This is a genomic window from Pseudomonas saxonica (assembly GCF_007858365.1).
Classification (GTDB): Bacteria; Pseudomonadota; Gammaproteobacteria; order Pseudomonadales; family Pseudomonadaceae; genus Aquipseudomonas; species Aquipseudomonas saxonica.
Window position 1 is genome coordinate 1,286,530 of record NZ_VFIO01000001.1, and the last position, 13,106, is coordinate 1,299,635.

Genomic DNA, 13,106 nt, shown 5'->3' on the forward strand with positions numbered 1-13,106 from the left:
TGATTAGTGGCGCTGCGACATCCGCTTTTGCTTTTAGTCCCCTCTCCCAGAAGGAGAGGAGGCTGAATAGTGACGCTGCACACATCCGCTTTTGCTTTTAGTCCCCTCTCCCTCTGGGAGAGGGCTAGGGTGAGGGGCTTTTAAGCGGGCTTTTGCTTCGCCGCCAAGGTTTCAGCAATCAGCTCTTTCTCGGCCTCTTTGAGGTCTTCGTCACTGATCATCTCGGCAATTACCCGCAAACGCTCAACCACCCGGGCATTGACGCTGCCTTCAGGGAATTGCCCTTCGGCATCGGGCTCACCCGCAGGCTCACCCACCAGCAGACTCAAGGCTTCATCCGCCTGACGCACGGCGTACACGTGGAACTTGCCATCACGCACGGCTTGCAGCACCTTCTCGTCCAGCATCAAGGTGGCCACGTTGGCTTGCGGGATGATCGCGCCCTGCTCCCCCGTAAGACCGCGCGCTTCACACAGTCGGAAGAAGCCTTCGATTTTCTCGTTAACTCCGCCTACCGCTTGAACTTCACCAAACTGGTTGATCGACCCCGTAATTGCAAAACACTGCTTGAGCGGTGTTTTCGAGAGCGCCGAGATCAACGTACAAGCCTCGCCCAGTGACGCACTGTCGCCATCGACGTAACCGTAGGACTGCTCCAGCGCAATACTCGCCGAGATCGCCAGCGGGAACTCCTGTGCATAACGGCTGCCCAGATACCCGGTCAGAATCATTACGCCCTTGGAGTGAATCGGCTGCCCCAGGTTTACCTCGCGCTCAATATCGACAATACCGCTGCCGCCCGGATACACCGTGGCGGAAATGCGCGCCGGCACGCCAAACGCCGAATCGCCCACCTCAAGTACAGTCAAGCCATTGCACTTGCCGACCGCAGCGCCATCGGTGTCGATCAGAATGATCCCGGCCAGCATGTCATCGAGAATCCGTGCAGACACGCGCCCGGTACGCGTGGCCTTGGCCTTCAACGCACGTTCGATATGCCCCGCGTCGGTCATTTCATCGTTGGCCAGGTGACGGATAAAATCCGCCTCGCTGACCAACTGAAACAAGTCGCCGATACGGGCAGATAAACGCCCCTGATGCTCGGCCAGACGGGCGCTGTAGGTGGCCAGTCGCGCTACGGCATCAGCCGTCAGCGGCGCCATGCCTTCTTCGCAAGTGCGTGTGGTCAACAGCTGAGCGAACTGTTCAAGGCTCTCGTCGACCATCGGAATATCTTCATCGAAGTCCACCAACACCCGGAACATCTCCTGGAAGTCCGGATCAAGGTCTTGCAGCGTGTAATACAACTGGCGAGCACCAATGATGATGACTTTGACCTGCAAGGGAATCACTTGCGGGCTCAGGGTAATGGTGGCCAGACGCCCCATTTCACCCAGCGGCGACTCCATTTTCAGTTTGCGCGATTGCAAGGCCCGCTTCAGCGCATCCCACACATAGGGTTCGCTCAGCATCTTCTCGGCTTCAAGAATCAAAAAGCCACCGTTCGCACGGTGCAACGCCCCCGGACGCAGCTGTCGATACGTGGTGTACAGCGCGCCTTGGTCGGTGCTGTATTCAATACGGCCAAACAAATTGTCGTAAGTCGGGTGCGGTTCAAACACCACCGGCGCGCCACCACTCATGGGTTGGCCAACAACCAGACTCGGCAGGTATTGCTCCTCCAGCAACTTGCGCGCTTGAGCATCGGTCTTGCTGTCATCGACCAGCTGCTCGACCACAGTTTTAAGCAGATACACCTGCATCGCCTGCAAATAGCCGCACACTTCAGCATTTTCGGCGTACTTTTGCGACAGAGGTGCCAGCAAGGGTTGCAACGCCAAGGTGATCGTTTCTTCGTTCAACTGACGCAGCTGGTTGTTCGACTCTCGCTTCCACTGCGGCAGGCTGGCCAGCTCTTCGTTGAGACGCTCCTCAAGTGCAGATATATCTTCGTGGAAGCGCTCGCGCTCTTCCTCCGGCAACTGCGAGAACTCGGCTTCGTCCAACGCCTTGCCGTCACTCATGGGCGTAAACGCGACGTTGCTGCTGTCGCGGTACAACGCCACGCCTTTTTCCAGTGCCAAGCGCTCGATCACATCAAGGGCACGGTCGTAGCGCTGGTTGAAGCCGCGATCAATCGCGCTTTTGCGCTGTTGGTACGTCGGGTGCTCAAACACCGCCGGGAACGTTGCCAGCAAGTTGTCGATCAGGCCATTGATGTCACCGATAAACGCGCCCGCCGTGCTGGCCGGCAGTTCCAGTGCTCGCGGCTCGCGAGGGTCATCGAAATTGTTGACGTACACCCAGTCGCTGGGTGACTTGAGCCGCTTGCCTTCAGCTTTGAGGTAGCGTTTAACAAACGAAAAACGCCCAGTCCCGGGCTCGCCCATCACAAACACGTTGTAACCGGGGCGCGGCATGGCCACGCCAAACTGCAGGGCTTCGACCGCACGCTCCTGGCCGAGAATGCCGCGAAAGGGCTCCAAATCATTGGTGGTCGAGAAGCTGAACTGTTCAGCGGAGAACGGACGGGTTAGCGCGTCAGGCGCTAGACGCAAGCTGGCAGCAACAGAATCAGGCATCGGGCTTCCTTACATCGGGCGGGGCAGATGCAGGCATTCTGGCGCTGGCCATGCACGACTGGCAAGGCACACATCGCGTGAAATCTTACCCCCCCGTATTTACGGGACGAAAATGTGCTCAAGCCACGATTGTTTTACAAAAAATCACGGAACCCTACGATCGTGCCTAGACTCCTACATGTTACGCGGCTGGAGTAATAACCGACCCGTACTGGCGCAATGAGCCAGAACCCCTTGTCCATTGGTTGCATACACATAGAGATCTCAGCTTATGAAACGGATTCTTCTTGGTACTCTCTTTACCGTTGTATCCCTCAATGCCATGGCGCAAGCGCCCGGTGGCCCGAACTGCGGTTGGGGCAACATGTTGTTTGAAGGTCAGCGCGGTACACCTGCCCACTTCCTGGCATCCACTACCAACGGCACTTCCGGTAACGCCACCTTCGGCATGACCTCCGGCACCAACGGCTGTACCACCAAAGACGCCCTGACCTACGGCGGCAAATCGTGGATTGCCATGAATGGCATGATGAACGAGCTGTCCGAAGACATGGCCAAAGGCAATGGCGAAGCACTGACGACCTATGCGGTGGTTCTGGGTGTCGCACCTGAAGATCGCGAGCATTTTGCAGCCGTTACCCACGAACACTTCCAACAAATCTTCAGCAAAGCTGATGTAACTGCGGAAGATATTCACAACAACACCCTGGCCGTGCTGAAAAGTGACGCACGCCTGTCCAAGTACGCAACAGCTGCGTAAATGAGGCCTGCCCGCTCCTTCGGGAGCGGGTATTGTGTCGCGACACCTTTCTTCGTCTGACAACAGTTGCCGAACATGCTCAAACGCCTTGCCTATCTGGCGCTCTGTGCCTGCGCCCCGCTGTATGCCTCTCCCCAGCTCGACAATCAACGTGTGCAACAACTGGCTAATGATCCATTCTGGATTTCTTTGGGTCATTACGAGGCTGGCAAGCTCAGTGGTTGGCGCAGCTATGTCAGCGATGACAAATTTTTTCTCGCCCCTGACGGTGCTCATCATCCGGACGCAGAACTACGCGCCACCGTCGAGGCGTTGTATGCCCCCCTGAGCCTGGGCGATAAACACCCACAATGTGTCTACCCGGCACGAACCCGCTGGCTCAAAGCCCAACTGAACCTGACCGACCTGCCCAAGGCCGATTGCGCAGAGTTCACTCAATGGTTCAAAGACGTGGCGCCCCACAGCACGGTGATGATTTTCCCGGCCGCGTACCTGAACAGCCCGTCCTCCATGTTTGGCCATACCTTGTTGCGGATCGACCAGGCTGACGTGCAGAGCAACAAGACGGCGCTGCTCAGCTATGCGATCAACTTTGGCGCTTACATTGAAGGCTCTGACAACAGCATCCTGTATGCCTGGAAAGGCTTGGCCGGCGGCTATCCCGGCCTGTTCGCACTGGTGCCGTATCAGGAAAAGCTTTCGGAATACCGCAGCCTGGAAAACCGTGACCTGTGGGAATACCGCCTGAACCTGACACCCGAAGAAACCCAACGCATGGTTGAACATGTGTGGGAGCTTAAACAGGTTCAGTTTGACTACTTTTTCTTTGACGAAAACTGCTCATACCGCCTGCTTGAGCTGCTGCAAGTTGCGCGTCCCGGCTTGCAACTGACCACCCAGTTCCCGCTGACCGCAATCCCCACCGACACAGTGAAAGCCGTCAAGGAAGCCGGGCTGGTAGAAAGCATTGAATACCGGCCATCCCGCGAGCGTGAACTGCTGGATCGGGCCAAGGTGCTCGATCCGCAAGAACAGCAATGGGTACTGCAGGTCAGCGCCGATCAGGCGCAGCTGCAGAATCCGGCTTTCAAGGCGCTGCCCAAAGAACGCCAGGCGTTGATTATTGACGCGGCGTATCGCCTTGAACGCTATCGTGCCAATGGCCTTGAGCGCGATACCGGGCGTTCGCAACGCAGCTTTGAACTGCTGCGAGCGATCAACCAGAACCCTGCGCCCGAACTAAAGGTCGAGAAACCTGAATTACCTGAAAACGGCCACGAGTCGCGCACCTGGCAATTAGGTGCCGGTAGCCGCGACGACAAAGCGTTTGCCGAGTACGGCTTGCGCATGGCCTATCACGACCTGAATGACAACGCGCCGGGCTTCCCGCTGGGGGCGCAGATTGAAATTCTGCAACTCAAACTGCGCCAGTACGAAGGTAATAAATGGCAAGTTCAGCAGCTGGATCTGGCCAATATCCGCTCCCTGACGCCGCGTAACGAGCTGCTTAAGCCGTGGTCATGGCAAGTCGGCGGCGGGCTAGAACGGGTACTGGGCAAGCACGGCGACGAAAATCTGGTGAGTCATGTCAACGGCGGCGCGGGCGGCACCTGGCAATTGGGTGAAGACATGCTCGGCTTTGCGCTGGGGACTGTGCGGATAGAACACAACAATGACTTCGCCGCCTTCGTATCACCCGCTGCCGGTTTTAATACCGGAGTGCTGTGGCGTAACCCGGTGGGTAATCTGAGCCTTGAGGCCAAGGGTGACTATTTTGCCAATGGAGAAATCCGCCGTAGCCTCAGTTTGAATCAACAGTGGGAAGTGTCTCGTAATCTGGGTGTGCGCTTAAGTGCTCAACGAGAGTTCAGCAAGCTCACCTCCCCCATCAACGAAGTGATGCTGGAAGTGAAGTGGTATCACTACTAGTAATCTGTGCCGAAGGCTGCGACCGAGCGCGAAGCGGTCGCAGACTGGACGCATCGGTGTGTCACTCAAAAGGAATTGAACCCGCACACTCAGCCGTGCTCTGAACCTTGTAGCCACAAGGAAAATCCCTATGAGCCGCGCATTTGTAAATGAAGACAACGCTGCCGATCAGGCCAATACGCCCATTGAGCGCCACGTCAGCGATCAGCCCAACCTGGTGACCGCTGAAGGGCTGGCCCAGATGCAGGCCAGGGTCAGCGAGTTAAAGCGCCAGCACAGTGACGAAACCGCACGCGGCGAGCAGGCCGATAAACAGCGAATAGCCGAGCTTGAACGCGACTTGCGCTACTTCAATCAGCGGTTAAACACCGCCCGCGTCATTGCCCCCGCGACATCTACGCAGGAGGTGCAGATTGGCAGTTGGGTGACATTTGCCGATGAACACGGCGTTGAGCAGCGGGTGCAATTGGTAGGCGAGGATCAGGCCGATACACGCAACGGGCTGATCAACTGGGGCTCGCCGCTGGGGAGAGCCCTGCTCAAGGCACAGCTGGGCGATGAGGTGTTGTGGGTTCGACCTGCCGGGAATGTGCAGGTCGAAATCATCAAGATTGAACCGGCTTAAACCACGCCTTGAGCCAGCATGGCATCGGCCACTTTGACGAAACCGGCAATGTTGGCGCCTTTGACATAGTTGATGCGGCCGTTTTCTTCACCGTAGTGCACGCACGCATGGTGAATGGACTGCATGATGTTGTGTAACTTGCTGTCCACCTCGCCTGCCGTCCACAGTAAGCGCATGGCGTTCTGCGACATTTCCAGGCCGCTCACGGCTACCCCACCGGCATTTGAAGCCTTGCCCGGCGCAAACAAAGTACCCGCTTCAATAAACAGATCGACAGCCTCAAGGGTGGTCGGCATGTTCGCCCCTTCAGCCACGCACACGCAGCCATTGCGCAATAGCGTGCGCGCCGCCTCGGCGTCCAGTTCGTTCTGGGTCGCGCAAGGCAGGGCTATGTCGCACACCAGACTCCACGGGTGCTGGCCGGCCAGGAACTCCAGACCAAACTGTGTCGCCAGCTCGCTGATGCGGCCACGCTTGACGTTTTTGAGCTCCATCAGCGCTTCCCACTGCTCTTCGCTCAAACCCGCTTCGCAGTACAGCGTGCCTTCGGAATCAGACAGCGAAATCACTTTACCGCCCAGATCCATCACCTTACGTGCCGCGTACTGCGCAACGTTACCGGAACCGGAGATGGCGACCCGCTTGCCGTCAATACGCTGACCGCTGCGCTTGAGCATTTCCTGAGCGAAGTACACACAGCCAAATCCGGTGGCTTCCGGACGGATCAAACTGCCACCGTAGCTCATGCCTTTGCCGGTCAGCACCGAGGTAAATTGATTACTCAGACGCTTGTATTGGCCGAACATAAAGCCGATTTCCCGTGCGCCCACGCCGATATCACCCGCGGGCACGTCCACATCCGAACCGATATGGCGGTACAGCTCACTCATGAATGCCTGACAAAACCGCATGACTTCGGCGTCGCTTTTGCCTTTAGGGTTGAAGTCCGATCCACCCTTGCCGCCGCCCATAGGCAACGAGGTCAGGGAGTTTTTGAAGGTTTGTTCAAAGGCCAGAAACTTCAGAACACCTAAATTGACCGAGGGGTGGAAGCGCAATCCACCTTTGTACGGGCCAATGGCACTGTTCATCTGAATACGGAAACCGCGATTGACCCGCACTTTGCCTTCGTCGTCGACCCACGAGACACGGAACACGATGGCACGCTCGGGCTCACAGATGCGCTCAAGAATGCCGGAGGTCAGGTAATGAGGGTTGGCTTCAAGAAAAGGCCAAAGGCTGCGCAGGACTTCTTCCACAGCCTGGTGGAATTCCGGTTGGTCCGGGTCACGTTTTTTCAGGCGGGCAAGGAAGTGGTCGACGGATTCGATCATGGAAAAGTCTCGGCAAATTTGTTGTCGTTAGAAGGCGATTGGCCAGAACTTTATCAATTCATGTCGCACCGCGACAGCGCAAAATGTCGCAGTTCTGAATTTAAATGGTGCTTTTATATAAATAGAACCGATTTCAAAGGGTTTTGCGCACCAAAAAATGGCTTCTTGTACGCACTTTTACACCATTGAAAACCGAACCGTAGCAGCTGCCCAAGGCTGCGTCCGATTGCGAAGCGATCGTAGGATTCGTCTCTGCATGTTGAATGTCACACCGCCTTTGCGACGGCTTCGCCGCCGGACGCAGCCTTCGGCAGCGGCTACGAATTGAAGTCCGCACACCAAAAAAAACGGCGCCCGAAGGCGCCGTCTTGTGTTGCAACCGCCCTTACTGGGCCAGTTTTTTATGACGCACGCGGTGCGGCAAGGTGGCCGCTTCGCCGAGGCGCTTTTTACGATCAGCTTCGTACTCGGTGTAGTTGCCTTCAAAGAAGACCGCTTGCGAGTCGTCTTCGTACGCCAGGATGTGAGTCGCGACGCGGTCAAGGAACCACCGATCGTGAGAGATCACAATGGCGGCGCCCGGGAAGTCCAGCAGCGCTTCCTCCAGCGAACGCAAGGTCTCAACGTCAAGGTCGTTGGACGGTTCGTCGAGCAGCAACACGTTGGCGCCCTCTTTCAAGGTCAGGGCCAGGTGCAAGCGACCACGCTCACCACCGGACAAGTCCTTGACGAACTTCTGCTGATCGCCGCCTTTGAAGTTGAAACGACCGACATAGGTACGCGACGGAATTTCATAGTTGCCGATGCGGATCACATCAGAACCATCGGAAATGGCCTGGAATACCGTTTTGCTGCCATCCAGGTCGTCACGGCTCTGGTCAACACACGCCAGTTGCACAGTGTCGCCAATTTCGATGCTGCCCGAATCCGGCTGCTCTTTGCCCATCAACATGCGGAACAGGGTCGATTTACCGGCACCGTTACCGCCGATCACGCCAACAATGGCGCCTTTAGGCATCGCGAACGACAGGTTGTCGATCAGCACGCGATCGCCGTAACCCTTGGAGACGTTTTTGAACTCAATAACCTTGTCACCCAGGCGCGGACCGGCCGGGATGTAGATTTCGTTGGTTTCGCTACGTTTCTGGAATTCCTGCGATTGCAGTTCTTCGAAGCGTTGCAGACGTGCCTTGGACTTGGACTGACGCGCCTTGGCCCCTTTACGGACCCACTCCAGCTCGTCTTTCATGGCCTTTTCATGGGCCGACTGCTGTTTGGATTCGGCCGCCAGACGATCGGACTTGGCTTCAAGCCAACCCGAGTAGTTGCCTTCGTAAGGAATGCCCGCACCGCGGTCGAGTTCCAGAATCCAGCCCGCCACGTTGTCCAGGAAGTAACGGTCGTGCGTAATCGCAACCACAGTGCCCGGGAAGTCGTGCAGGAAGTGCTCCAGCCAAGCCACCGAATCAGCATCCAAGTGGTTGGTTGGTTCGTCGAGCAGCAGCATGTCCGGGGCCGACAGCAACAGACGGCACAGGGCTACACGGCGTTTTTCACCACCCGACAGGTGCTCGACCTTGGCATCCCAGGCCGGCAGGCGCAGTGCATCGGCAGCGACTTCGAGCTGGCGCTCAAGGTTATGACCGTCACTGGCTTGCAGAATGGCTTCGAGCTTGGCCTGTTCAGCAGCCAGCTTGTCGAAGTCGGCATCCGGGTCCGCGTATTCGGCATACACCTGATCCAGACGCGCTTGGGCATCCTTGATCACGCTAACGGCTTCTTCAACCACTTCGCGAACGGTTTTGCTTGGATCCAGTTGCGGTTCTTGTGGCAGATAGCCTATGTTCAGGTCCGGCATTGGACGGGCTTCACCGTCAAACTCGGTATCAACGCCAGCCATGATTTTCAACAGGGTGGATTTACCCGAACCGTTCAAACCGAGTACGCCGATCTTGGCGCCCGGGAAAAACGACAGGGAGATATTTTTCAGGATTTCCCGCTTCGGCGGAACAACTTTGCTCAACCGATGCATGGTGAAAACGTATTGGGCCATGGAGAACCTAGCGTCTGTGACTGATGAATAAAGCGCGAGCTACGCCCGGATCAGGCCATAGCAGTCAGTCAGGGACTGATCGAAATCAATACCTGCTCGCACAAAAAGCCTAAGTGTAGGAGATCGAATGCTCCCGCGTAACCGGCAAAGCTACCTGAATGCGCTGATCAGGGCAAACCAACCGGCGCCACAGAGCTGGCACTTTGCCACAACCCAAGGCATGCTAGGCGTCCTCTGGGCGTAGGCTTATAGCCATACAGCCAAACCGCAGGATCACAGTTTGCCCAACGTCAACGCGTCAACGTCCACTCGCGCACCCAAACCAGGCCAACGCACTGGCACGCCTGTGCGCGGCACGCTCAAAGGGGCACTGGCGACGCTGGTTCTATTCTTGCTGGGCATGTTGTTCTGGTTGTTAATTGAGCAATATCAGGAAACCCTTCAGCAAGAGCGGCAATGGAGCATCAATTACAGCGCCGATCTGGCGGACAACATCAGCTTGAATATGGCCCTCAGAGCCGAAATCGCGCTGAACCAGTTACCCCAGTACGAGCAGCCAACCACCTCGCGCCAGCAACAAGCCCTGGTCAATCGGCTGCGCCAATCCTTACCGTCCCTGCATAGCCTTGCCTGGTTAAGCCCCGACGCAAAAGTGCTGATCGACAGCACTGGCATCAGCCCCGATGCCGCCTACCTCGAAGACTGGATCAAACACCGCCAGCCCATCCAGCGCACCGATGGTTACTACTACGCCAGTAACCGTGATGGCAGCCTTTCTTATTTATTGCTGAACCACCCCATTGGCCCGGCCAGAGGTTACTGGCTGCTGCGCATGACACCCGACTTGCTGCAAAACCTGACACGCCAGACAGCCGCAACCAAACGTCCGCAATGGCTGATTGAAAACACCCAAACAGGGCGAGTGCTCAGTCACAGCGACCCGACCATTCGTCCCTCCTCAGCCATGACCCAGGCCGACATAGAAGACACCGTACTGTTAAAGCCCTTGAGCCACAGCGACTGGCAACTGCGGGGGCTGTTCAACGAACAGAAGAGCATTGAAGCCCTCTTGCCCGGACTGATCGCAAAGTGCCTGCTCGGTTTGCTGTTTTCATTGCTGCCGATTGTCGCACTGGTGAACATGCGCCGCCGTCAACGGCAGTTACACGAGGGGCGCCGGCGTTATCACGATATTTTTGAAGGCACCGGGGTGGCGCTTTGTGTGCTCGACCTGGCCAACTTGCCAGGTTTTCTGGAGCGCGAGAAATTACACAACGTCGACGCTCTGACGCGCTGGCTCACCCAGAATCCTGAACGCCACCCGTTATTGCTTGAGCAATTGCGCATCACCGAAGTGAATCAGGTCGCCATGCATCTATTGCAGGTCGGATCCGAAGACGGTGCCTGGTTAAAACTGATTAACGGTTGCCCGAAAAACGCTGCTGCCATTGGTTATCGAGTGGTCGAAACCGTGATTACTCAGCAGCAACAGCTTGAGCTGGAAATCAAACTGAGTGACGCCAAGGGTGAAGATCAGCATTTATGGCTGGTCCTGCGCCTTCCGGAGGTCGAGCAGGACTATCACGCGGTCATTCTGAGCATTACGGACATCACCAGCCGCAAACTCATTGAGCTGTCCTTGCAAGAACGTGAACGCTTCTGGTCAGAAGTTGTGCGCACCGTGCCTGATCATTTGTATGTACAAGACGTGAATAGCCAGATGATGATTTTCAGTAATCACCATCTGGGCTATAGCTTGGGCTACAACGATGCTGAGCTGCACCAGATGGGCGCATATTTCTGGGAAATACTGCTACACCCCGAGGATGCCGAACGATACGCGCAACGGCGCATCTTGCAGCGCGCCACCGCTTACAGCCAACTGTTGCAGTGCCAGTTACGCTTTCGCCATCGCACGGGTGTGTGGCGACGCTTTGATATACGCGAACAGGCCCTGGCCCGTAACGCTCGCGATCAGGTCACACGGATCATCGGAGTGGCTAAAGACATCACCGACCAGATAGAAGCCAGCGAATCCTTGCGCATGGCTGCCACGGTGTTCGAACACTCGACCTCGGCGATTCTGATCACTGACCCCGACGGGTTTATCGTACAAGCCAACGAAGCCTTCAGCCGGGTCAGCGGTTACGCCGTGTCACACGTACTCGACCAACTGCCCACCATGCTCACCGTGGACGAACATCAGCAGACACACTTGCGCTACATCTTCAAACAACTCAGCCAGCACCGCTCATGGGAAGGCGAGGTGTGGCTTAAACGGCGCAATGGCGAGCACTACCCGGCGTGGGTCGGGATCACCGCCGTACTGGACAATGAAGGCGACCTGGCCAGTTACGTGTGCTTCTTCAGCGATATCAGCGAACGCAAGGCCAGTGAGCAGCGCATCCATCGCCTGGCGTATTACGATGCGCTGACCCACCTGCCTAACCGCACACTGTTTCAAGATCGCCTGCACACCGCACTGCAACAAGGCGACCGGAATAAATCGTGGGTGGTGCTGATGTTCCTCGATCTCGACCGCTTCAAACCCATCAATGATTCCCTGGGGCACGCGGCAGGCGACCGCATGCTCAAAGACATGGCCATACGCCTGCTGGCATGTGTCGGCGACGACGATACCGTGGCCCGGATGGGCGGAGACGAATTCACCCTGCTTTTACAGCCGCGCAACACCCGTGAGCACGCTCTGAACCGGGCGGTTCATGTGGCCGAAGAAATTCTCGCCAGCCTGGTGAAACCCTTTGTGCTGGAAAGCCGCGAGTTCTTCGTGACGGCCAGTATTGGTATCGCCCTGAGCCCTCAGGATGGCAAGGAACTCAGCCAACTGATGAAGAACGCCGACACGGCGATGTATCACGCCAAGGAACGCGGTAAAAACAACTTCCAGTTCTATCAGGCCGACATGAACGCCAGCGCGCTGGAGCGTCTCGAACTTGAGAGCGACTTGCGCCATGCGCTGGACCTGCAAGAGTTTATCCTCTATTACCAGCCACAATTCAGCGGCGACGGTAAACGCCTGACCGGCGTTGAAGCGCTGCTGCGCTGGAATCATCCTCGGCGCGGGCTAGTGCCGCCAGGGGATTTTATCCCGGTGCTCGAAGAGCTCGGGCTGGTGGTAGAAGTCGGCGACTGGGTGCTGACAGAAGCCTGCCGGCAGCTCAAGCACTGGCACCAGGCGAAAGTGCGTGTACCTAAAGTGTCGGTCAATATTTCGGCCCGTCAGTTTTCCGATGGCCAGCTCGGCACACGTATCGCCAACATTCTAAAAATGACCGGCTTGCCCCCGGCCTGTCTGGAGCTGGAGCTGACCGAAAGCATCTTGATGCGTGAAGTCAGCGAAGCCCTGCACATTCTGGATAGCCTCAAAAACCTCGGGCTAAGTATTGCCGTCGATGACTTTGGCACGGGCTACTCGTCGCTCAACTACCTCAAACAATTCCCGATTGATGTGTTGAAAATTGACCGCACCTTTGTCGATGGCCTACCGCTGGGCGAGCAAGATGCGCAAATTGCCCGGGCCATCATCGCGATGGCCCACAGCCTGAACCTGTCGGTGATCGCCGAGGGCGTCGAGACCCATGAACAGTTAAATTTTTTGCGCGAGCACGGTTGCGATGAAGTGCAGGGTTATCTGTTCGGCCGACCGGTGCCTGCCGAGCAGTTAGCCTTGCAACTAACGGCCGCCAGTCGCGAGCTACCGGCGTGAAGCTCGCAGCTCGTCACCATGAATCGCATTCATATGTCAGAAAAAATCCATTGAGTTAGAATGCCCTCCTTTTCTGCCCCCCGATCCTTGAGGACC

The 13,106-nt window shown here is 56.8% G+C and carries 7 protein-coding genes; 4 read left to right on the forward strand and 3 right to left on the reverse strand.

Annotated elements, in window-relative coordinates; genetic code table 11:
* Positions 1-140: 140 nt before the first annotated feature.
* The gene (locus tag FJD38_RS06020) at positions 141-2,582 is read right to left on the reverse strand and encodes a Lon protease family protein (protein WP_146384349.1); all 2,442 of its coding nucleotides are present in this window, start codon (positions 2,580-2,582) and stop codon (positions 141-143) included.
* Positions 2,583-2,853: 271 nt separating this feature from the next.
* On the opposite strand from FJD38_RS06020, the gene FJD38_RS06025 reads away from it, so the two are divergent.
* The 3 genes from FJD38_RS06025 to FJD38_RS06035 all read left to right on the forward strand — a co-directional run bounded on the left by FJD38_RS06025 (position 2,854) and on the right by FJD38_RS06035 (position 5,896).
* Complete coding sequence (locus FJD38_RS06025; protein ID WP_122785855.1) at positions 2,854-3,342, forward strand: DUF3015 domain-containing protein; 489 nt, start codon at positions 2,854-2,856, stop codon at positions 3,340-3,342.
* A 75-nt stretch (positions 3,343-3,417) separates the two neighbouring features.
* On the forward strand, positions 3,418-5,271 hold the full coding sequence (locus FJD38_RS06030; protein WP_146384351.1) for an Lnb N-terminal periplasmic domain-containing protein: 1,854 nt from the start codon (positions 3,418-3,420) through the stop codon (positions 5,269-5,271).
* 130 nt (positions 5,272-5,401) lie between these two features.
* A complete protein-coding gene (locus FJD38_RS06035; RefSeq protein WP_146384352.1) occupies positions 5,402-5,896 on the forward strand; it encodes a GreA/GreB family elongation factor in 495 nt (164 codons plus the stop codon).
* Here FJD38_RS06035 and gdhA read toward each other — a convergent pair.
* Together gdhA and ettA are read right to left on the reverse strand one after the other, a co-directional pair.
* Positions 5,893-7,230, reverse strand: a complete 1,338-nt coding sequence (gene gdhA / locus FJD38_RS06040) for an NADP-specific glutamate dehydrogenase (protein ID WP_122785858.1) — start codon at positions 7,228-7,230, stop codon at positions 5,893-5,895. The genes FJD38_RS06035 and gdhA overlap by 4 nt on opposite strands.
* 385 nt (positions 7,231-7,615) lie before the next feature.
* Entirely contained in the window at positions 7,616-9,283 is a 1,668-nt protein-coding gene (gene ettA, locus FJD38_RS06045; RefSeq protein WP_122785859.1) for an energy-dependent translational throttle protein EttA, read from the reverse strand.
* A gap of 280 nt (positions 9,284-9,563) precedes the next feature.
* Between ettA and FJD38_RS06050 the strand changes: the two genes are divergently transcribed.
* On the forward strand, positions 9,564-13,010 hold the full coding sequence (locus tag FJD38_RS06050) for a sensor domain-containing protein (protein ID WP_146384354.1): 3,447 nt from the start codon (positions 9,564-9,566) through the stop codon (positions 13,008-13,010).
* The last annotated feature ends 96 nt before the right edge of the window (positions 13,011-13,106 follow it).

What these genes read in the sequence shown, in the direction of transcription:
- ettA (WP_122785859.1), bottom strand. Translation starts at nt 9,283, where the DNA reads ATGGCCCAATACGTTTTCACCATGCATCGGTTGAGCAAAGTTGTTCCG.
- FJD38_RS06035 (WP_146384352.1), top strand. Translation starts at nt 5,402, where the DNA reads ATGAGCCGCGCATTTGTAAATGAAGACAACGCTGCCGATCAGGCCAAT.
- FJD38_RS06025 (WP_122785855.1), top strand. Translation starts at nt 2,854, where the DNA reads ATGAAACGGATTCTTCTTGGTACTCTCTTTACCGTTGTATCCCTCAAT.
- FJD38_RS06020 (WP_146384349.1), bottom strand. Translation starts at nt 2,582, where the DNA reads ATGCCTGATTCTGTTGCTGCCAGCTTGCGTCTAGCGCCTGACGCGCTA.
- gdhA (WP_122785858.1), bottom strand. Translation starts at nt 7,230, where the DNA reads ATGATCGAATCCGTCGACCACTTCCTTGCCCGCCTGAAAAAACGTGAC.
- FJD38_RS06030 (WP_146384351.1), top strand. Translation starts at nt 3,418, where the DNA reads ATGCTCAAACGCCTTGCCTATCTGGCGCTCTGTGCCTGCGCCCCGCTG.